Origin of the sequence: Billgrantia antri, assembly GCF_017868935.1 — a bacterium.
In the GTDB taxonomy this organism is placed as follows: domain Bacteria; phylum Pseudomonadota; class Gammaproteobacteria; order Pseudomonadales; family Halomonadaceae; genus Halomonas; species Halomonas antri.
On record NZ_CP053383.1, the window covers coordinates 981,257 to 1,001,471 of the forward strand.

At 65.9% G+C, this 20,215-nt stretch carries 23 protein-coding genes; 16 read left to right on the forward strand and 7 right to left on the reverse strand.

Annotation, left to right across the window (positions count from 1 at the left end; all coding sequences use genetic code 11):
- Positions 1-2: 2 nt before the first annotated feature.
- Genes HNO53_RS04690 through HNO53_RS04710 form a run of 5 tightly spaced genes read right to left on the reverse strand, consistent with a single transcriptional unit; the run spans position 3 to position 5,440 of the window.
- Positions 3-272 carry a K+/H+ antiporter subunit F gene (locus HNO53_RS04690; RefSeq protein ID WP_111413250.1) on the reverse strand — a complete coding sequence of 90 codons (270 nt, stop codon included), beginning with the start codon at positions 270-272 and terminating at the stop codon, positions 3-5.
- Complete coding sequence (locus HNO53_RS04695) at positions 266-763, reverse strand: Na+/H+ antiporter subunit E (RefSeq protein ID WP_209476644.1); 498 nt, start codon at positions 761-763, stop codon at positions 266-268. The genes HNO53_RS04690 and HNO53_RS04695 overlap by 7 nt, the downstream gene beginning before the upstream one ends.
- Entirely contained in the window at positions 760-2,265 is a 1,506-nt protein-coding gene (locus tag HNO53_RS04700) for a monovalent cation/H+ antiporter subunit D (protein WP_209476646.1), read from the reverse strand. Before HNO53_RS04700 ends, HNO53_RS04695 begins: the two co-directional genes overlap by 4 nt.
- Entirely contained in the window at positions 2,262-2,609 is a 348-nt protein-coding gene (locus HNO53_RS04705; RefSeq protein ID WP_209476648.1) for a Na+/H+ antiporter subunit C, read from the reverse strand. Before HNO53_RS04705 ends, HNO53_RS04700 begins: the two co-directional genes overlap by 4 nt.
- A complete protein-coding gene (locus HNO53_RS04710; protein WP_209476650.1) occupies positions 2,609-5,440 on the reverse strand; it encodes a monovalent cation/H+ antiporter subunit A in 2,832 nt (943 codons plus the stop codon). The genes HNO53_RS04705 and HNO53_RS04710 overlap by 1 nt, the downstream gene beginning before the upstream one ends.
- A 254-nt stretch (positions 5,441-5,694) precedes the next feature.
- Here HNO53_RS04710 and HNO53_RS04715 point away from each other — a divergent pair, with 254 nt between their 5' ends.
- The 8 genes from HNO53_RS04715 to HNO53_RS04750 all read left to right on the forward strand — a co-directional run bounded on the left by HNO53_RS04715 (position 5,695) and on the right by HNO53_RS04750 (position 12,872).
- Positions 5,695-8,022 carry a putative monovalent cation/H+ antiporter subunit A gene (locus HNO53_RS04715; RefSeq protein WP_209476652.1) on the forward strand — a complete coding sequence of 776 codons (2,328 nt, stop codon included), beginning with the start codon at positions 5,695-5,697 and terminating at the stop codon, positions 8,020-8,022.
- On the forward strand, positions 8,015-8,443 hold the full coding sequence (locus HNO53_RS04720) for a Na+/H+ antiporter subunit B (protein WP_209476654.1): 429 nt from the start codon (positions 8,015-8,017) through the stop codon (positions 8,441-8,443). Before HNO53_RS04715 ends, HNO53_RS04720 begins: the two co-directional genes overlap by 8 nt.
- A gap of 15 nt (positions 8,444-8,458) precedes the next feature.
- A complete protein-coding gene (locus tag HNO53_RS04725) occupies positions 8,459-8,806 on the forward strand; it encodes a Na+/H+ antiporter subunit C (protein ID WP_209476656.1) in 348 nt (115 codons plus the stop codon).
- On the forward strand, positions 8,803-10,320 hold the full coding sequence (locus HNO53_RS04730; protein WP_209476658.1) for a Na+/H+ antiporter subunit D: 1,518 nt from the start codon (positions 8,803-8,805) through the stop codon (positions 10,318-10,320). The genes HNO53_RS04725 and HNO53_RS04730 overlap by 4 nt, the downstream gene beginning before the upstream one ends.
- The gene (locus tag HNO53_RS04735) at positions 10,317-10,790 is read left to right on the forward strand and encodes a Na+/H+ antiporter subunit E (RefSeq protein ID WP_209476660.1); all 474 of its coding nucleotides are present in this window, start codon (positions 10,317-10,319) and stop codon (positions 10,788-10,790) included. The genes HNO53_RS04730 and HNO53_RS04735 overlap by 4 nt, the downstream gene beginning before the upstream one ends.
- A 15-nt stretch (positions 10,791-10,805) precedes the next feature.
- Positions 10,806-11,075, forward strand: a complete 270-nt coding sequence (locus tag HNO53_RS04740) for an MrpF/PhaF family protein (RefSeq protein WP_209476662.1) — start codon at positions 10,806-10,808, stop codon at positions 11,073-11,075.
- Positions 11,068-11,472 carry a monovalent cation/H(+) antiporter subunit G gene (mnhG, locus tag HNO53_RS04745; RefSeq protein ID WP_209476664.1) on the forward strand — a complete coding sequence of 135 codons (405 nt, stop codon included), beginning with the start codon at positions 11,068-11,070 and terminating at the stop codon, positions 11,470-11,472. The genes HNO53_RS04740 and mnhG overlap by 8 nt, the downstream gene beginning before the upstream one ends.
- Before the next feature lie 119 nt (positions 11,473-11,591).
- A complete protein-coding gene (locus HNO53_RS04750) occupies positions 11,592-12,872 on the forward strand; it encodes a lytic murein transglycosylase (protein WP_209476666.1) in 1,281 nt (426 codons plus the stop codon).
- 41 nt (positions 12,873-12,913) lie between these two features.
- Here the strand turns inward: HNO53_RS04750 and HNO53_RS04755 are convergent, their stop codons facing one another.
- Positions 12,914-13,507, reverse strand: coding sequence for a hypothetical protein (locus tag HNO53_RS04755; RefSeq protein WP_209476668.1), 594 nt, complete (start codon positions 13,505-13,507; stop codon positions 12,914-12,916).
- Between the two features lie 219 nt (positions 13,508-13,726).
- On the opposite strand from HNO53_RS04755, the gene rloA3 reads away from it, so the two are divergent.
- Positions 13,727-14,245 (forward strand): retropepsin-like aspartic peptidase RloA3, encoded by a 519-nt coding sequence (gene rloA3, locus HNO53_RS04760; RefSeq protein WP_242597617.1) that lies wholly within the window; start codon positions 13,727-13,729, stop codon positions 14,243-14,245.
- A 30-nt stretch (positions 14,246-14,275) separates the two neighbouring features.
- Here rloA3 and HNO53_RS04765 read toward each other — a convergent pair whose 3' ends face one another.
- Complete coding sequence (locus HNO53_RS04765; RefSeq protein ID WP_209476672.1) at positions 14,276-14,989, reverse strand: 16S rRNA (uracil(1498)-N(3))-methyltransferase; 714 nt, start codon at positions 14,987-14,989, stop codon at positions 14,276-14,278.
- Positions 14,990-15,082: 93 nt separating this feature from the next.
- Between HNO53_RS04765 and phaR the strand changes: the two genes are divergently transcribed.
- The 7 genes from phaR (at position 15,083) to HNO53_RS04800 (ending at position 20,173) form a co-directional block, all read left to right on the forward strand.
- Positions 15,083-15,565 (forward strand): polyhydroxyalkanoate synthesis repressor PhaR, encoded by a 483-nt coding sequence (gene phaR, locus HNO53_RS04770; RefSeq protein WP_209476674.1) that lies wholly within the window; start codon positions 15,083-15,085, stop codon positions 15,563-15,565.
- Positions 15,566-15,697: 132 nt separating this feature from the next.
- Positions 15,698-16,993 (forward strand): phosphoribosylamine--glycine ligase, encoded by a 1,296-nt coding sequence (gene purD, locus HNO53_RS04775; protein WP_209476676.1) that lies wholly within the window; start codon positions 15,698-15,700, stop codon positions 16,991-16,993.
- Between the two features lie 51 nt (positions 16,994-17,044).
- Positions 17,045-17,485, forward strand: a complete 441-nt coding sequence (locus HNO53_RS04780; protein WP_209476678.1) for an acyl-CoA thioesterase — start codon at positions 17,045-17,047, stop codon at positions 17,483-17,485.
- A complete protein-coding gene (locus HNO53_RS04785) occupies positions 17,485-18,357 on the forward strand; it encodes a phosphoribulokinase (RefSeq protein ID WP_209476680.1) in 873 nt (290 codons plus the stop codon). Before HNO53_RS04780 ends, HNO53_RS04785 begins: the two co-directional genes overlap by 1 nt.
- Positions 18,358-18,411: 54 nt before the next feature.
- Positions 18,412-18,756 (forward strand): histidine triad nucleotide-binding protein, encoded by a 345-nt coding sequence (locus HNO53_RS04790; protein WP_209476681.1) that lies wholly within the window; start codon positions 18,412-18,414, stop codon positions 18,754-18,756.
- Positions 18,757-18,912: 156 nt separating this feature from the next.
- Positions 18,913-19,557 carry a 2-polyprenyl-3-methyl-6-methoxy-1,4-benzoquinone monooxygenase gene (coq7, locus tag HNO53_RS04795; protein WP_209476683.1) on the forward strand — a complete coding sequence of 215 codons (645 nt, stop codon included), beginning with the start codon at positions 18,913-18,915 and terminating at the stop codon, positions 19,555-19,557.
- A gap of 10 nt (positions 19,558-19,567) precedes the next feature.
- Positions 19,568-20,173 carry a DNA-3-methyladenine glycosylase family protein gene (locus HNO53_RS04800; RefSeq protein WP_209476684.1) on the forward strand — a complete coding sequence of 202 codons (606 nt, stop codon included), beginning with the start codon at positions 19,568-19,570 and terminating at the stop codon, positions 20,171-20,173.
- The last annotated feature ends 42 nt before the right edge of the window (positions 20,174-20,215 follow it).

The window sequence follows — 20,215 nt, forward strand, 5'->3', positions numbered from 1 at the left end:
TCCTACTCGATGATATCGCCGCGCAACAGGTACTTGCACACTGCCACGGTGCTGATGAAGCCGAGCATGGCGATCAACAGCGCCGACTCGAAATAGGTCTTGGTGTTGAGCCATAGCCCCATCAGCACGATCAAGGCAATGGAATTGATGTACATGGTGTCCAGCGCCAGGATGCGGTCGGGCATGTCCGGCCCCACGGCGAGTCGGTAGACGTTAAGCAGCAGGGCCAATACCACCAGCGTCAGGCTGATCGTCAGCGCGATGTCTAGCATTCGTAGATCTCCTTCAGCGGCCGCTCGTAACGCTCGCGTATATGGGCGATCAGGGCCGCTTCATCCTTCGCGTTCAGGGCATGGATCAGCAGGCTCTTGCCGTCCAGGCGCAGGTTGGCCGATACCGTGCCCGGCGTCAGGCTGATGGTGTTGGCCAGCAGCGTGATGGTGAAACGATCCTGCAGCATCAGCGGGTATTCCACGAAATGCGGATGCAGGCGGCGGCGGGGGTTGATGATCAACCAGGCGACCTCGAGGTTGGCGACCAGGATGTCGCCCAGCACGCGCAGCACGAAGCGCAGCAGCAGCCAGGGCTTGGCGATGTGCGGTTGGGCATCCCAGAAGCGGTGGGTCGCCAGCGGGATCGTCACCGCCAGAAAGCCGCCCAGCAGAAAGTGACCGAAGGCCAGGCTACGCACCAGCAACAGCCAGACCACGAGCAGCAGGAGCGACAGCAGCGGTGTCGGCAGCCAAGGACGAGGCTTGATCATGGAGCACCTCCGGCGCTGGGCAGCAGCGCATCGATCAGGGCTTGGGGAGCCGCCAACTGGTCGGCGGTGGCCTCGGTGTAATCGCTGACGGGGCCGGCCAGCGCCACCAGCAGCGGCGAAGCAGCCAGCAGCCAGGTCACGCCGAACCATTTGCGCCACGTCAATCTTTCACCGGCAGGCTCGCCCTGGCTACGCCAGAACAGGGTGGAGCCGGCACGGGAGAGTGCAATCAGTGCGCAGAGCCCGGTGAGCAGCAGGATTGGCCACAGCCAGAGGCGCTGTCCGCCCTCGGCAGCGGCCAGCAGCAGCGCCTTGCCGAGCGCCCCGGAGAGCGGGGGCAGGCCGGCCACCGATACGGCGCCGAGGAAGAACAGCCCGGCCAGCCAGCCGCCCTGCTGCAGCGGACGGCCCCGCACCAGGCGAGTGCCGGCCTTGCCGCGCTGCTGACCGATCAGTTCGGCAAGCAGGAACAGTCCGCCGGTGATCAGGGTGGTATGGATCAGGTAGTAGAGCAGGGCGGAGACCGCCCGCGGCGAGCCCATGCCGATTCCGGCGAGCAGGGTGCCCACCGAGACCAGCACCAGGTAGGCCACCAACAGGCGCAGGTCGCGCGCCGCCAGTACGCCGACGCCGGCCGCGACCAGAGTGGCCAGCGACAGCCACCAGACCCAGGCCTGCTCCAGGTCGGCCAAGGGCCCCGCGGCCTCGCCGAAGATCAGCGAATAGACCCGCAGGATGGCGTAGATGCCCACCTTGGTCATGATCGCAAACAGCGCCGCTACCGGCGCCGGGGCGGCGGCATAAGTGCGCGGCAGCCAGAAATAGAGCGGCAGCATGGCGGCCTTGAGCCCGAATACCACCAGCAGCATCAGTCCGCCGGCGGTGACCAGCCCGGCCCGCTCGGCGGGCAGCTCGGCAAGGCGCGCCGCCATGTCGGCCATGTTCAGGGTGCCGGTGGCGCCGTAGAGCACGCCCACGGCGATCAGGAACAGCGCGGAGCCGGCCAGGTTGAGTACCACGTAGTGCACGCCGGCCTGAATGCGTGACTTGCCGCCGCCGTGCAGCAACAGGGCATAGGAGGCCAGGAGCAGCACCTCGAAGAAGACGAACAGGTTGAACAGGTCGCCGGTGAGGAAGGCGCCGTTGATGCCCATCAGCTGCCACTGGAACAGGCCATGGAAGTTGCTACCGCGCTCGTCGTCGCCATCGCAGGCAAAGACCACGGCGCCCAGTGCCAATACGGCGGTGAGCAGCACCATCAGGGCCGATAGTCGGTCGAGCACCAGCACGATACCGAAGGGGGGCTGCCAGTCGCCCAGGGCATAGTAAGCTACCTCGCCGCTCCCGGCACGCTCGACCAGGGCAACGCCGACCAGCACCAGCAGGGCGGTGCTGCCCACGCCGACCAGGCGTTTCAGCCGGGTGCCGCCTTGGCGGCGGTATAGCAGCAAGATGCCTGCTACCAGAGGCAGCACGATGGGCAGTACGATGAGATGCATCATCGGCTGCGCTCCTCGTCGTCGCCATGCGAACGGCCGTCGACATGATCGTTGCCGACTTCGCTGCGGGCACGCATCGCCAGTATCACCACGAAGGCAGTCATGGCGAAGCCGATGACGATGGCGGTGAGTACCAGGGCCTGCGGCAGCGGGTCGGCATAGTGACCGGCACCGTCGACGATGGCCGCGCCGTCGGTAGTGAGCCCGCCCATGGAGAACAGGAACAGGTTCACCGCATAGGAGAGCAGGGTCAGGCCCACGACGACGGGGAAGGTGCGACCGCGCAGGGTCAGATAGAGCCCGCAGGCGGTCAATACGCCGGTGGTGATGGCGTAGAGGCTTTCCATCAGGAGGTCTCCTTGCTGGGGCGCTGGTGGGCATCGGTGTGGCTCTCGACGGGCTCCTTGGCCGGCCGGTGCGGCGTGGTGACCTTGCCCAGGTTGGCCAGTATCATCAGGGTCGCGCCGACCACCGCGAGGTACACGCCAAGGTCGAAGAGCAGCGCGGTCGCCAGCTCGAACTTGCCCACCAGCGGCAGGCTGAAGTAGCCGAAGGCCGAGGTCAGGAAGGGGTAGCCGAACAGCCAACTGCCGAGGCCGGTCAGGGTGGCGATGCCGACCCCGGCGACGGCCACCGGCTGATAGGGAAAATCGAGCCGCGCCTGGGCCCATTCGACCCCGCGCGCCATGTAGAGCAGGATCAGTGCCACGGCAGTGATCAGGCCGGCAATGAAACCGCCGCCGGGCAGGTTGTGGCCGCGCAGGAAGATAAAAGCGGATACCAATAGGGCCAGCGGCAGCAGTGCCATGGAGATCGAGGTGAGGATCGCCGGGTAGCGGTCCGGCGACCATACTCGCCCCTCGCCGTCGCTGTGCGGCATGAACAGGCGCAGGCGGTTGAGCAGCTTGAAGATGGCCAGGCCGGCCAGCGCCAGCACGGTGATCTCGCCCAGAGTATCGAAGCCGCGGAAGTCGACCAGGATGACATTGACCACGTTGTGGCCGCCGCCGCCGGGCACGCTGTTCTCGACGAAGAAACCGGCGATGGAGGCGTTGTCGCGGGTCAGCACGGCATAGTTGAGGCTTGCCACCACCAGGCCGAGCGAGCCGGCCAGCACGACGTCACGCAGGCTGCGGCGGTTGGAGGACTCCGGCGGCGTCTTCTGCGGCAGGAAGAACAGCGCCAGCATAAGCAGGATCATCGTCACCACTTCCACCGAGAGCTGGGTCAGGGCCAGGTCGGGGGCGGAGAAGCGGGCGAAGGTCAGTGACACCACCAGGCCTACCACAGACAGCAGCAGCAGCGAGACCAGACGATACCGATGCGTGACGGCCGTGCCGATGCCGCCGAACAGCAGCAGGCCGGCGCCCAGCACCAGGACACCGTCCAGGGGCTGGTTGCCCTTCTCCCCGGTAAGGCCGGTCATCTGAGCTAGCCCCAGCCCACCGACCACTAGAGTGGCGAGCAGCAGCCAGGTCATGTAGCGCTGCAGCGAGGCCCCGTCGAACCAAGCCAGGCCGGCTTCGGCGGCATTGCCCAGGCGCTGCATGGCAGCCTCGAATACCAGGCGGGCGTCGAGCGGACGAAAGCTGCGCACGAAGCGCTGCAAGTCCGCATGGCGCCAGTAGGCGACCGCCCCCGCAACCAGTGCCACCAGGCTCATGATCAGCGGCAGGTTGACGCCGTGCCAGATCGCCAGATGGAACTCGAGCGGCTCGCCGAGCGCCGCTCGCACGGCCGGGGCAAGGATGCCTTCGGCCAGCACCGGGACGAGCCCCACCGCCACACACACCACGACCAGCAGCTCGACGGGAGCCCGCATCAGGCGCGGCGGCTCATGGGGCGTCTTGGGCAGCGGCTGTTGGGCGGGCTTGAAGAAGAGTGCGTGAACCAGGCGCAGGGAGTAGGCGACCGAGAGGACGCCGCCCAGCGTGGCCAGCGCCGGCAGCAGCCAGCTCAGCCCGCCCAGCACCGGGGTGGCCAGGGTCTCGGTGAAGAACATCTCCTTGGAGAGAAAGCCGTTGAGCAGCGGGACGCCGGCCATGGCGGCCGCGGCCAGGGTCGTCAGAATGGCGGTCACCGGCATGGGGCGGCGCAACCCGCCCAGGCGGCCGAGTTCACGGGTACCGGTCTCATGGTCGACGATGCCCGCGCTCATGAACAGTGCCGCCTTGAACGCGGCGTGGTTGAGGATATGGAACAGCGCGGCGAGTACGGCCATGGGACTGCCGATCCCCAGCAGCAGAGTGATCAGCCCCAGATGGCTCACGGTGGAGAAGGCCAGGATCCCTTTCAGGTCGGTCTTGAGCAGCGCGAACCAGGCCCCGTAGAGCAGCGTGGCGGCGCCTATCAGTGAGACCGTCACCGACCACAGGGCGCTGTCGGCGATGGCCGGATGGAGTCGCGCCATCAGGAAGATGCCCGCCTTGACCATGGTGGCGGAGTGCAGGTAGGCCGAAACGGGGGTCGGTGCCGCCATGGCGTGCGGCAGCCAGAACTGGAACGGGAACTGGGCCGACTTGGTGAACGCCCCCAGCAGCACTAGCACGAGCATGATCGGGTAGCGCGGATCGGCAACAATGAGGTCGCCGCTGGCGAGCACCTGGTCCATGGAGAAGCTGCCCGCCATGTCGCCCAGCAGCAGCAGGCCGGCGAGTAGGGCGAGGCCGCCGGCGCCGGTCACGGTCAAGGCCATGCGCGCGCCCTTGCGCGCGTCGCTCTGGTGGGACCAGAAGCCGATCAGCAGGAAGGAGGAGATGCTGGTCAGTTCCCAGTAGAGCCACAGCAGGATCAGGTTGTCGGCCATGACGATGCCGACCATCGAGGCCATGAACAGAATGAGATAGGCGTAGAAGCGCCCGAAGGGCTCATCGGGCGAGAGGTAGTAATGCGCGTAGAGCAGGATCAGCAGCCCGATGCCGAGGATCAGCAAGTTGAACAGCAGCGACAGCCCGTCCAGCCGAAAGGCGAGATCGAGGCCCAGCGCGGGCAGCCACTCCAGCGAAAAGCGCAGCGCTTCGTCAGCCGCCAGTGCCGGCCATTGGCTCAGTGCCAGGAGCAGAGCCAGGGCCGGTGCCACGGCCGTGGCCAGCGTACACAGGCGGCGGCCTTTGTGCGCGCTGAGCATGGGCACCAGCATGCCCAGCAGCGGTAGCAGGGGTATCCACAACAGTGTCATCGTTTGCTCATCCTGCGCGGGTCCGTGAGGAGAGGGGCATAGTTTGCCTGCCGGACGGGAGGACGCAAGCATCAAGCGTTTGTTTCCCGTCCTTGGGCCAGAACGCCCTATAATGCCGCCTCTCGCTACGTCAACGCAAAGCGTAGGCGGCTGCGCTTCCTTGCCTTTCAATACCTTGTCTCTATAAAGTGAGTGCGTCGAGGTGAGGAGCGATGCCAAGGCATGGCTCCGTCCATTGATCGGGAGGGTGCCGTATGCAGCTGGCCGTGCTGGGTGGCTTCGTGGTGGCGGGGATGGCGCCGCTGCTCCATCGCTGGTTCGGTGCCCGAACGCCACTGGTGCTGTCGCTGCTGCCGGCCTCGATGACGATCTGGCTGCTCGGGCACTGGCCCGCCATTGTCTCGGGCGAGGCGGTGCTGCTCGAATGGGCCTGGGTGCCGGGGCTCGACATCACGCTGACTTTCCTCATCGACGGCCTGTCCTGGCTGTTTGCCCTGTTGATCACGGGGATCGGGGCGCTGGTGCTGGTCTACACCGGTGACTACCTGCGCGGTCATCAAGACCTGCCGCGCTTCCTGGTCGTGCTCATCGCCTTCATGATGTCGATGCTCGGGCTGGTGCTGTCCGATAACCTGGTGACCCTGTTCGTGTTCTGGGAGCTCACCAGCATTACCTCCTTTTTGCTGATCGGTTTCCATCATGGCGACCTGTCGGCGCGCAAGGCGGCACAGCAGGGGCTCTACGTCACCGCCGGAGGTGGGCTCGCGCTGCTGGCCGGCTTCGTCATGCTGGCGCAGGCCGGGGGCAGCTGGTCGCTGGCCGAACTGACGATCCGGGGCGATGCCCTGCGCAGCCATGCCCTCTATCTGCCGATGCTGTTCTGTCTGTTGATCGGCGCTTTTACCAAGTCGGCTCAGTTTCCGTTCCATTTCTGGTTGCCCAGTGCCATGGCCGCACCGACGCCGGTCTCGGCCTACCTGCACTCGGCGACCATGGTCAAGGCGGGTGTCTTTCTTTTGGCGCGGCTGCATCCGGCCCTCGGCGGCACCGACGCCTGGACGCTGAGCCTGTCGCTGGTAGGGGCCTTCACCATGGCCACGGGCGCTTTCCTGGCGATCCAGCACACCAACATCAAGAAGCTGCTGGCCTATTCCACGGTGATGGCGCTCGGCACCCTGACCATGCTGTTGGGGCTGGGCACGCCGGAGGCGCTGGTGGCGTTCGTGGCCTTCCTGTTGGCGCACTCGCTGTACAAGGGGGCGCTGTTCATGGTGGCCGGCATTCTCGACCATGAAACCGGCACCAAGGATGTCACCCACATGGGCGGGCTGCGTCACGTGATGCCGCGTACTGCCGTGGTCGCCGCCGTTGCCGCGCTATCGCTGGCCGGCATGCCACCGCTACTGGGCTTCGTCGGCAAGGAATTGATGCTCGAGTCGGCGCTGGCCGCTACGCAGTACCGTGTGGTCATCGTCGGGCTGACGTCGGTGGCCGCCTTTTTGACTCTGGCGGTGGCGGCCATCGTCGCGTTTCGACCGTTCTACGGCGCCTTGCGGCGCACGCCGCGTACGCCCCATGAGGCGCCGCCGGGCATGCTGGCGGGGCCGGCGCTGCTGGCTGGGCTGTCGCTGCTGTTCGGCCTGGCGCCGGGGTGGCTCGACGGCCTGGTGGTGGCGACGATCGCCGGGCTCGGCGCCACCGATCATGACGTGCACCTGGCGCTCTGGCACGGCATCAACCTGCCGCTTGTGCTGTCGCTGGTGAGCCTGGCCCTGGGCCTGATGGTGTGGCGCCGCTGGGATCGCCTGCGCGCGCACCTGGCCCGGCTCAGGCCGTTCATGGCGCGCGGGCCAGAGGCCGGCTACGAGGCGCTGATGGCGGGGATGGTGGCGGCTGCCGAGTGGCAGACCCGCATGCTGCAGAACGGCCACATTCGCAACTATCTGATCGTGACCCTGCTGACCCTGCTTGGGTTGGTTGGGCATGCGCTGTTGTTCCGTCATGCGCCGAACCTCAACGTGCCCGTGGCTGCCTACCCGCACGAGGCAGTGGTCGCCGGCTTGATGGTGGCCGGGGCGGTGGCTGCCTGCGTGATGCGCTCACGCCTGGCTGCCGTCGCCGCGGTCGGCATTATGGGATTCTCCGTCGCGCTGGTATTCGTCCTGTTCAGCGCGCCGGATCTGGCCATCACCCAGCTGCTGGTCGAGACCTTGACGGTGATCCTGCTGGTGCTGGTGCTGTTCCGCCTGCCACGCTTCGCCACACTCTCCACGCCCACCGAACGCGCCCGCGATCTCGTGGTAGCGGGGCTATCCGGGATCATGATCACGCTGCTGATGTTCTCGGTGCTTGCCGGCGAACGGCTGCCGCGCATCTCCGACTTCCTGGTCGCCAACAGCCAGCCGCAGGGACATGGCCACAATATCGTCAACGTGATACTGGTGGACTTCCGCGCCCTGGATACGCTGGGCGAGATGTTCGTACTGGCACTGGCGGCCATCGGCGTGCTGGCCATGCTGCGCTTCCACGCCGAATCGGGTGGCACCGCGCCTACCCCGCCGCGGGAGAGCGAGAATGGTTAGGTCCGGTACCCTGATCCTCAGCGTGGCGGCGCGGCTGCTGCTGCCGCTTCAGCTGCTGTTCTCGCTGTTCCTGCTGCTGCGCGGCCATGACGAGCCGGGTGGCGGTTTCATCGCCGGGCTGGTGGCGTCGGGGGCGTTCGCGCTCTACCTCTTCGCCTATGGGGGGCGGGCCACGCACGCCATGCTCAAGGTCTCGCCGCGCGATCTGATCGGCCTCGGCCTGACGCTCGGCGTGCTCTCGACCCTGCCGGCCTTGTGGCAGGGCGAACCGTTCTTCACCGCTCAGTGGTGGACGATACCGGTGGTCGGCTTCAAGGCCTCTACGCCACTGCTATTCGACATCGGGGTCTATCTGGTCGTGATCGGCTCCGTGCTGACCGCTATCACCGCCTTGGTGGACACCGATCGCGAAGATGCCTGAGACCGAGGAGTCAACATGGAACCCCTGCTCGCCATTGCCATAGGCATCCTGTTCGCCGCGGCCATCTACATGATGCTGCGGCGTTCCATCGTCAAGCTGGTGATCGGGCTGATGCTGCTGTCCAACGCCGCCAACCTGCTGATCTTCGTCTCCGCGGGGCTGACACGCGGCGGGCCGCCGCTAGTCCCGCAGGGCCTGACCGCTCCGCAGGGGACCGTGGCCGACCCGCTGCCGCAGGCGCTGGTGCTGACCGCCATCGTGATCGCTTTCGGCGTGCTGTCGTTCGCCGTGGTCCTGGTGCGCCGCGCCTGGGAGATCGTGCGCGCCGATGACCTCGACCGCATGCGGGATACCGACACGTGAACGTCCAGGTCGCGCTACCCATCCTGATCCCGCTGCTGGCCGGGGCCGTGTCATTGCTGTTCTGGCGCTCGCGCCTCATGCAGCGTGTGGTCGCCGTGGCGGGAACCGGCCTGCTGTTGGTCACGAGTGTCTGGCTACTGTTAACGGTCAGTCGGGACGGCATCCAGGTACTTCAGGTGGGCAACTGGCCGGCGCCCTTCGGCATCAGCCTGGTGGCCGATCTGCTCGGCGCCATCATGGTCGTGCTCACCGGCATCATCGGGTTCGCGGTGGCGCTCTACTCCCTTGCCACCACCGGACGCGGCCACGAGGCCTACGGCTACTTCCCACTGATGCACCTGTTGCTGGCCGGGGTGGCGGGTGCCTTCCTCACCGGCGACATCTTCAACCTCTACGTCTGGTTCGAGGTAATGCTGGTGGCCTCCTTCGCCCTGCTGATCCTGGGCAGCGAAAAGGCGCAGATGGAGGGGGCGATCAAGTACGTCACCCTCAACCTGCTGTCGTCGGTGATCTTCCTGGTGGCGGTGGGGCTGCTCTATGGCATGGTCGGCACGCTCAACATGGCCGACATCGCCCGGCGTCTGGCGAGCCTCGAGGACAACGGCATGGCAGACGTGCTGGCGATGATGTTCATGGTCGCTTTCGGCATCAAGGCGGCGGCCTTCCCACTGTTCTTCTGGCTGCCGGCCTCCTACCACACGCCGCCGGTCGCGGTATCGGCACTGTTTGCCGGGTTGCTGACCAAGGTCGGGGTCTATGCGCTGTACCGGGTATTCACGTTGATTTTTCACCATAGCCCGGGCTACACCCACGAGATCCTGCTGTGGGGAGCGGGGTTCACCATGCTGTCGGGGGTGCTGGGCGCGGCGGCTCAGTTCGAATTCCGGCGCATCCTGTCGTTCCATATCGTCAGTCAGATCGGTTACATGATCCTGGGGTTGGCGCTGTTCACCCCGCTGGCCATCGTCGGCGGGGTCTTCTACATCGCCCACCATATCCTGGTGAAGACCAATCTCTTCCTGGTCAGCGGTATCGTCCATCGCCTCCAGGGCAGTTACCGGCTCAAGCGCCTGGGCGGGCTTTATCGCAGCCATCCATGGCTTGCCGTCCTGTTCCTGGTACCGGCGCTGTCGCTCGCCGGTATGCCGCCGCTGTCGGGCTTTTTCGCCAAGTTCATCGTGATCCGTGCCGGCATCGAAGCCGAAGCCTACGGCGTGACGGCCATCGCGCTGCTGGTGGGGCTGCTCACGCTCTATTCAATGGTCAAAATCTGGTCCGAAGTGTTCTGGAAGGCTGCCCCCGGCGATGACGCGGCCGAGTCTTATCCGACGGTCGGCCAGCGTGAGCTGTGGCTGATGTCGCTGCCAGCGGTGGGACTGGCACTGTGTACGCTGTTCCTCGGGCTGAATGCCGGGCCCTTGTATGCGCTGGCCGAGGCCTCGGCGGGCGAACTGATGGCGCCCGAGCGCTATATCGAAGCGGTGCTGGGGCCAAGCCGGGAGGGCTCGCCATGATCGGAGCCGCCTGGAACCTGCTGCTGGGCGTCGCCTGGGTGGTGTTGACCGGCGATTTCAGCGGTCGCAACCTGCTCGCGGGCCTGGCCTTCGGCTACCTGGTGCTGGCGTTGATCCAGCCGCAGGTGCCGGCGCTGGCGGGATACGCCCAGCGCCTGCCGCGGCTGATCCGCTTCGTCGGATTCTTCTTCAAGGAACTGCTGCTGGCCAATCTGAAGGTCGCCTTCGATGTCGTCACGCCGCCCTGGTACATGAGACCTGGCGTGATCGCCATGCCGCTCAAGGCGCGCAGCGAGTTCGAGATCGCGCTGGTGGCCAACCTGATCTCGCTGACGCCGGGTACCCTGAGCCTGGACGTCTCCGACGACCGCCGGGTGCTCTACATTCACGCCATGTTCCTCGACGACGAGGCTGAGCTGCGCCGCAACCTGGCGGAGCTGGAGCGCCGCGCGCTGGAACTGTTTCACTGACCGAGGAGACAAGCCGTGTCGACCGTGATCCTGGCGAGTCTGGCGCTCATGTCCCTGGCGCTGTGCCTGGCCTTCGTGCGTCTCTACCGTGGACCCAGCCTGCCGGACCGGGTGGTGGCGCTGGAGCTTTTCTCCTCGATGATCGTCGGCATCATCGGGGTGGTGGCGATCGCCACCGACGTGCCGAGCCTGCTGGACGTGGCCATCGTCATGGCGTTGATGGCGTTCATGGCGGCCATCGGCTTCGCTCGCTTCCTGGAGCGCGGGGGGCCGCGCGATGATTGAGATGTTCAAGGCCAGCCTGATCCTGACCGGGGCTCTTTTCATGTTCCTGGCCGCGCTCGGGCTGGTACGCCTGCCTGATCTGCTGACGCGCATGCATGCCACTACCAAGGCGGCCACCCTCGGCGCCTCGCTGATCATGCTGGCGGTGGCATTGCACTTCGGCGAGGTGGCGGTAGTGGCGCGCGCGCTCGGGGTCATCCTCTTCATCATGATGACGGCGCCGGTGGCGGCCCACGTGATCGGCCGGGCCGGCTACTTCGTCGGTGCCAAGCTATGGCACGGCACGATCAAGGACGAGCTGCGACCCAATTACGATCCGCTCACTCATGAGCTCAAGAGCGGCCTGGAAACGGACGCCAACGCCGTGCATCATCCCCGCGAGAGCGACCCCAAGTGACGTTCGAGCCGGCGGGTTGGTTGGTTACACAAAACGACGCTTCACCCGGCTCGGAGGGCTGGTCTGGAGGCCGCTTCTGAGCCATTATCGGTGGCCTTCGATGTAAAGGAATACGTGCCATGACTCGTCCGCTTTTCTCTGCTGCTCTTCTCATGCTGCTGTTGGCCGGATGCCAATCCGGTCCTATTCAGGACGTCGTGGCCGACGACCGGCAGGAGCAGGCTGCTACAACGCCGGCCGCTGCTGAACCTGCTTCCGGTGAGGCCGAACGTGCCGAGCCGGGCGACTTCCAGACCTGGCTGCGCGATTTCCGTCGCCAGGCCCGCAGCGAGGGGATCGGTGAGGCGACGTTGGCGCGCGCCCTGGACGGAGTACGCTACCGGCCCCGCGTGATCGAACTCGACCGCTCGCAGCCGGAATTCGTGCGTCCCATCTGGCAATACCTGGATAGCGCCGTCTCCCAGACCCGCATCAGCCAGGGGCGGGCCAGGCTCGACGAGCACCGCGAAACTGCTCGGCGCATGGAGCAACGTTATGGGGTGCCGGCCGAGGTCGTGGTGGCGATTTGGGGCATAGAGAGCAACTACGGGGGCAATTTCGGTGATTTCTCCACGCTCGAGGCGCTGGCGACTCTGGCATTCGACGGGCGTCGGCGCGACTTCGCTCGCGGCGAACTGCTCGCCGCGCTGCGTATCCTCGAGGCCGGCGACATCTCGCCGGAGCGCATGATCGGCTCCTGGGCCGGCGCCATGGGGCATACCCAGTTCATTCCCTCCAGCTTCGAATCCTACGCCGTCGATGGCGACGGCGATGGGCGTCGCGACATCTGGGGCAGCATTCCGGATGTGATGGCCTCCACCGCCAACTATCTGGCGCGAGCCGGCTGGCAGCCCGGTCTGCCCTGGGGGGTAGAGGTACGGCTGCCGCAGGATTTCGACTATGCCCAGACCGAGCTTTCCACGCGACGTTCGAGCCGCGAATGGGCGCAGCAGGGCGTGAGTCGCAGCGGCGGTGGCACTTTGCCCGATTTCGAGCAGGCATCGGTGATCGCGCCGGCGGGTGCCCGGGGGCCGGCCTTCCTGGTGGGACCCAACTATCGCGCCATCCTGCGCTACAACAACGCCACCAGCTATGCCCTGGCGGTGGGCACGCTGGCCGACAGCATCGCCGGACGCGAGGGCGTCCGGGCTGGGTGGCCACGCGACGTGCAACCGCTGTCGCGCAGCCAGGTGCGTGAGCTTCAACAGGCGTTGAATGCGCGTGGTTTCGACGTCGGTGCCCCGGATGGCGTGATGGGGCCCAACACGCGACGTGGACTGCGCGAATACCAGCAAAGCATCGGCATCACGCCGGACGGCTTTGCCACGTTGAGCCTGCTGGAGCGGCTTCAGCGCCACTGACCTGTCGGCCGGGGCCTGCGTGGCGCCCGGCTGCGGGACGATCAGCTGTCGCTATCGCTGGTCCACTGGTCGAGAACCTCACTGATGCGGCGTCCGGCTCGTTCGGCCCCTTCCTGGGTGCGCTCCCAGGCATCCTCGGCGCCCTCGCCGATGCGGTCCAGCCCCTGTCGGGTCCGGTGCCAGGCGCTTTCGGCCCCTTCGCCGGCGCTGTCCCAGGCTTCGCGGGCACGCTCCTGGGCGGTGTTCATCCACTCCTGGTCATAGCGAGGCATGGCGTCGAGCGCCTCGGTGTCGGTCTCGACAATGATGTCATGCTGGGTCTTGCCGTTCTCGTCGAAGTTGACCAAGCGATAGTGCTGATTGGTGATCACCACGGTATCGCCATCCAGGCCTACCGAGTCGTGGGTGTCGACCACGATGGCTTGCACTTTCCTGTCGTCGCCGAGGAGGATGTCGACCACCTCGCTAGGCTCGCTGGCCGGGGCACTCTCGAAATGTACCTCGGCATCGAGGATCGCATGGGTCGAGTAGAGGCCCTGTGGGTCGAACTGGGCCTGTGCGGCGCCGGCAAGCCCGGTGAGGAACAGACTGGCCGAAACCGCCAGGGTCGTCCTTGTAGTGCGTGACTGCGTCATCGTGTTGCCCTCCTTATCCTTGGTGACACGCACAGTGTAGTAAACGTAACGTTTGGGTTCAGGCGACTGGAACCGGCTTGCCGAAACAAGGTCCATGAAGCGATGACGAACATAGGAGGTGAAACCATGCCCGTTGAGTGGCAGATGATATTCCGTCAGGTTTGTCGTTTACCCCTGTGCTGGAAGACCGTGGCAGGGGTGCTGTTGGTGACTGCTCCGATGTCGGCCATGGCCGAGGAGGCGTCTGTGTTCGGCTGGGTCGAGAAGAGCACACTCGAGCCTTGGGGGGTCGAGGTGAAGGCCAAGCTGGACAGCGGTGCGCTGACCTCGTCGCTCGATGCCCGCGATATCGAGCGTTTCGACAAGGAGGGCGAGGAGTGGGTGCGCTTCCGTCTCAGGCTGGAGGACGAGGCGGACGGCGAGATGTTCAGCGAGAGGATGGAACTGCCGCTCTATCGCAGCCTGAGGCTGCGCGGCGCCGGTGGTGTCGACCGGCGCCCAGTGGTGTTGATGAAAGTGTGTTTGGGCGACACCGTCTACGAGGAGCAGTTCAGCCTGCGCAATCGTGAAGAGATGAATTATCCGCTTTTGCTCGGTCGCCGCACCATCGGGCACCTGGGTCTGCTGGACGTGCGCGAAACCTTTCTCACCGAGCCGAACTGCGATGAGAACTCCCCGTTGGTCGAGCACGACCCCGAGGAGGACGCGGACTTCGACGACGGAGGTTCGTCCGATTGACCGGTTGGCCCAGGCGGTCGTGACAGCTCGTTAGAACAGCCGGGCCAACAGGGCGACGATGGCCGTCTCGACCCTCAGGATGCGCGGCCCCAGGTGAATGCCTTCGCAGCCGGCCGCGAGCAGGCGCTCGACCTCGAACGGTATGAAGCCGCCTTCCGGTCCGATAAAGAGAAGGGTGGGTGTCCCGATCCCGGTCGGACACGCCTGGGCCAAACCGGGGTGGGCCACCAGGCCTCGCCGGCCTTCGAGCAGTGTCGGCAGCCGCTCCTCGACGAAGGGGCGAAAGCCCTTGGCCAGGGTCACCTCAGGCAACTGCGTATCCCTGGCTTGTTCGAGTCCCAGCACCAAGTGCTCGTGAATCTTGGCCGGATCGAGTTCCGGGGATTGCCAGTAGCTTTTTTCTACCCGTCGGGTATGCAGCAGGGTGATCTGCTTCACGCCCATGGCCGTCATGTGTTCGAGGCTTCTAGCCAGCATGCGCGGACGCGGCAGGGCGAGCACGAGATGTACCGGCAGCGCAGGTGGCGGTGGCGTGTCGAGCCCCTCGAGCGTGAAGCGGGCCTCGTCGCCCGAGAGCAGCGTGAGCTCGCCGCGGCCGATGCCGCTGCCCACCACGCCCAGGGTCAGACGATCGCCGACCTTGGCGCGATGTACCTCCTTCAGGTGGCGCAGGCGGCGCGGGTCGCGCAGGCACGCCAGGCGTTCGTCGCGTATCTCCTCGGGGGTAAGCAGGATCAGGTTCATCGGGCCTCGTTGGTCGCTTCGATTTGCAAGGGCGGTGGCGCGGTGCACAATAGCAGCCAAGGGCTGTCTGCCTTTCCAACAAGGAGTGCCATCGTGCGCGTGATTCGCAAGTATGCCAACCGCAGGCTCTATGATACCCAACAGAGCCGCTATGTGACGCTCGAGGATCTTCGGCGTCTGGTTCTCGACGACGAGCCGTTCCGGGTCGAGGATGCCAAGAGCGGGGAGGACCTGACCCGTACCATCCTGCTGTCGATCATCATCGAGCAGGAGCAGGCCGATGGCGAGGCCGAGGTGTTTTCCAACGACCTGCTGGCACAGTTCATCCGCGTCTATGACATGGCACAGCCGCTGCCGTTGGCCCGCTACCTCGAGCAGGGCACGCAATTGATGCTCGAGCAGCAAAAGCGCATGCAGGATCAGTGGCAGCAGGCCATGCGCCACTCCCCCATGGAGCTGATGCGCGAAATGGCCGAGGAGAACATGCGCTTCTGGCAGCAGGCGATCGGTCAGGGCCAGCCCGGCAAGCCGGAGTCGAAGGAAAAGACGGGCAAGAACGACGATAGCGACAAGTGAAGCACGCCATTCCTGCAGAGCGAGGCGGCGTAGCGGGCTGCTTTCTGCCATAATGCCGCGACGTCTTCCCAGCCGAACATCGGGCCCGTACGTTCGCGGGCCTGCGCAGCAAGAAACAGGAATAGCAAGCGGATGAAGGTTCTGATCATCGGCGGCGGTGGCCGCGAACATGCCCTGGCCTGGAAAGTCAGCCAGTCGTCCCGCGTCGAGCGGGTCTTCGTGGCGCCCGGCAATGCCGGCACGGCGCATGAGCCGGGCCTGACCAACGTGGCGATCGAGGCGACCGATCTGGAGCGTCTGGTGGCGTTCGCCCGCGACGAAGACATCGCGCTGACCATCGTTGGTCCCGAGGCGCCGCTGGTCGAGGGCGTGGTCGATCGCTTCCGCGAAGCCGGCCTGGCCATCTTCGGCCCAACCCGGGGCGCCGCCCAGCTCGAGGGGTCGAAATCCTTCACCAAGGATTTCCTCGCGCGCCACGCCATTCCCACGGCCGCCTACCGGACCTTCACCGAGGTCGAGCCGGCGCTGGCCTATCTTGCCGAGCAGGGCGCGCCGATCGTGATCAAGGCCGACGGTCTGGCCGCCGGCAAGGGCGTGATTGTGGCCATGACCCTGGCCGAAGCCGAGGCCGCTGTGCGCGACATGCTCGAAGCCAACGCCTTCGGCGGTGCCGGGGCGCGCGTGGTGATCGAGGAGTTCCTCGAGGGCGAGGAGGCCAGCTTCATCGTCATGGTCGACGGGACCACGGTATTGCCCATGGCCACCAGTCAGGACCACAAGCGGGCGCTCGATGGCGATGCCGGTCCCAATACCGGGGGCATGGGGGCCTATTCACCGGCGCCGGTGGTCACCGAGAGCGTGCATGAGCGCATCATGCAGCAGGTGATCATGCCCACCGTACACGGCATGGCGGGCGAGGGCCTTCCCTATACCGGCTTCCTCTACGCCGGGCTGATGATCGATGCCGAGGGCAATCCCAAGGTCATCGAATACAACTGTCGCTTCGGCGATCCTGAGACCCAGCCGATCATGCTGCGTCTCCAGTCGGACCTGGCCGAACTGTGCCTGGCGGGAGCGCGCGGCGAACTGGCTGGCCATACCTGCGAGTGGAATACCGATGCCGCCGTCGGTGTGGTGATGGCCGCGGGCGGTTACCCCGGCAGCTATCGCAAGGGCGATGTCATCGAGGGGATCGATGCTGCCGAAGCGACGGGCTGCAAGGTGTTTCATGCCGGTACCGCCGAGGATGACCAGGGGCGGATGGTGACCAGCGGCGGCCGGGTACTGTGTGTCACTGCGCTGGGCCATGGAGTGTCCCAGGCCCGCGATCTGGCCTACCAGGGGGTGGCGGCGATTCGCTGGGAAGATGCCCAGTTCCGTCGCGACATCGCCTATCGGGCCATCGCCCGGGAGCGGCAGGCCGGTTGAGCCACGGCCAAGCGTCCGCATCGACCCAATAACAAGATTCAGGGAGTGGGCATGGAGCGAGTCAAGCTGGAGTTTCCCGAGTCCGCTATCGTGCACCGGCAGCCGCTGTCGGTGCGCATCACCGACATGAACTATGGCCGGCACCTGGGCCACGATACCTTGGTGTCGTTGCTCCACGAGGCGCGCACTCAGGCATTCGGCGCGCTCGGGCTGAGTGAGTGGGACATGGGGGGCTACCCCAGCGTGGTGGCCGACCTCGCCGTGCAGTACCAGTCCGAGGCGCGCTGGCCGGATGCCCTGGTAGTGGAGACCGCGATGCCGGCGCCAAGCGGCAAGGCCATCGCCGTCTACCACCGGGTACGCCATGCCGAAGGCGGCCGGCCAGTGGCGACGGCGCGTCTCAACGTCGTTCTGGTCGATCCTGCCCAAGGGCGTAGCGTGGCCATTCCCGAGGCCGTGCAGCAGGCCATTCTCGGAGCGGAGAACGCCTGATGTCGCGCGAATATCCCATCATCGCCGTGACCGGCTCGTCAGGGGCCGGCACCACCACGGTGAAGCGTACCTTCGAGCGCATGTTCACGCGCGAGGACGTGCATGCCGCCTTCGTCGACGGTGATGCCTTCCATCGCTATACCCGCGAGGAGCTGGCACGGATCTTCCGCGAGGAGCCCGAGCGCAAGGACCAGCTCTCTCACTTCGCCGTGGAGGCGAACCTGCTCGACCGCCTGGAGACGCTGTTTCAGGAGTACGGCGAGCACGGCAGTGGTACCTACCGCCATTACATCCATGCCGAAGACAAGCAGATGATCGAAGCTGGCCATCAGGTGGGCACCTTCACCGAATGGCAGCCGCTGCCCTGTGGTACCGATCTGCTGTTCTACGAAGGGCTGCACGGCGGGCTGGTGACGGCGGAGCACGATATCGCCCGCCACGTCGACCTGCTGGTGGGCGTGGCTCCGACCATGAACCTGGAGTGGATCCAGAAGATCGACCGCGACATCAAGCTGCGCGGCTATTCCCAGGAGGCGGTGATCGACACCATCCTGGGTCGCATGAACGACTACGTGCGCTACATCCAGCCGCAATTTTCACGGACCCACATCAACTTTCAGCGCGTGCCCACGGTGGACACCTCCAACCCCTTCGAGGTGCAGGATATTCCCAACGACGCCGAGTCGTTCGTGGTGATCCGCTTCCGCGATCCCTCGACGGTGGACTTCCCGTGGCTGCTGGCGATGATCCAGGATTCGTTCATGAGTCGACCGCATACCCTGGTGGTGCCCGGCGCTCGCATGTCGTTGGCCATCGAACTGATCCTGGCCCCGCTGGTGCGCCACCTGCTGGCCCAGCGCCGCTTCCGCTGAGGGCGCTCGCGATCGCAAGGCCCCGTCTCAGGGGATCGATAGGAGCTCGAGCCGATGCAAGACTGCCTGTTCTGCAAGATTGTCAAACGCGAGATTCCCGCCGACATCGTCTACGAGGACGAGCAGGTACTGGCGTTCAACGACATCAATCCCCAGGCCCCGACGCACATCCTGATCATTCCCAAGCAGCACATCGCCACGCTCAACGACGTCGAAGCGAGCGATCAGGCGCTGGTCGGCCGGTTGCCGTACGTTGCGGCCCGACTGGCCGAGGAGCGCGGCTTCGCCGCTGACGGCTATCGCGTGGTGATGAACTGCAATGACCAGGGCGGCCAGACGGTCTATCATATTCACATGCACCTGATGGGCGGTCGACGCTTTACTTGGCCGGCTGGCTAGCCGGCGCTATGCGGAGCAAACCGCGCGCGTCGAGGCGTGCGACGCATCAGGTGCATCCCGCTTCGTGGCGCCACCCCTATGGGTGGCGCTGCCGTGCTTATGGCACCCTCGCGGGCGCTTTCGCCACCGTTGTGCCGCGTACAGGAACCGAGTGAGATGAACCGCCACTACTCCCACGCCGATAACCTGATCCATCAGTTCGATACCGTGCTGCGCACCCTGGTGCCCCATGCGGCCGTTGCCTCGCGCCCCTCGCCGGCCACCGCAGGCATTCAGGATGATGACATGAGCGCCGAAGAGCGTCGTCATGCCGCAGGCTTGATGCGGGTCAACCACACCGGCGAGGTGTGTGCCCAGGCGCTCTATCAGGGGCAGGGCTGCACCGCCAAGCTGCCCGAGGTACGCAGCCAGATGGAGCACTCCGCCCAGGAGGAGATCGACCACCTGGCGTGGTGCGATGAGCGACTGCAGGAACTCGACAGCCACACCAGCCTGCTCAACCCGCTGTTCTACGCTGCCTCCTTCGGCCTCGGAGCGGTGGCCGGCGCCATTGGCGATCGCATCAGCCTGGGCTTCGTCGCCGCTACCGAGGAGCAGGTGGGCAAGCATCTGGAGGATCACCTGGTCAAGCTGCCTGCGGGCGATCACCGCTCACGCGCCGTGCTGCACCAGATGGCAATCGACGAAGCGCACCATGCCCAGCTGGCGCTCGAAGCCGGCGGGGCGCGCTTCCCGGCACCGGTCAAGTTCGGCATGTCGCTGATGTCGAAGGTGATGACCAAGAGCGTCTATCGGGTCTGAGTGGCGCAGCATGTCCGCGAAGATCCATCTGCGCTTCGTCGAGGTCGCTCGAGAGCTGAGTCCTGGCCTTGCCGATGCCTTCGAGCGCGGCGGGCCGGTCACGCTCCAGGCCGATGACAGCGAGCCGCTGGCCGAACGCCTGTGCCGCTCGATCGCCGGACAGCAGCTGTCGGTCAAGGCGGCGCGTTCGATCTGGACACGGGTCGTCGATGCCGCCGGCGAGACGCCTCTGATGGAGTTCTTCGTCGAGCCGAACCAGGCAGCGCTGCGTGGCTGCGGCCTCTCGGGAGCCAAGTCCAAGGCGCTATGCCTGATCGCCGAAGAGGCCCGGGCCGGGCGGCTCGAAGCCGATGACCTTCGCGGTTTGGATCATGCCCAGCGTTCACAGCGGCTGACCGCGCTGTGGGGCGTGGGCCAGTGGACCGCCGACATGATCTCGATCTTCTACTTCGGTGAACCGGATGTATGGCCGGAGGGCGACGTGGCGGCGCGCAAGACACTGGAGCGACTGACCAGCCCACGACGCAAGACGCTGCGTACCGCCGCCCGCTTCGCTCCCTACCGCTCGCACCTGGCGCTATACCTCTGGCGACACGTGGATGCACCGCCCGTCTAGCAGCACGTCACGCACCCTATGCAGCACAAGGCCCGCAGGTGC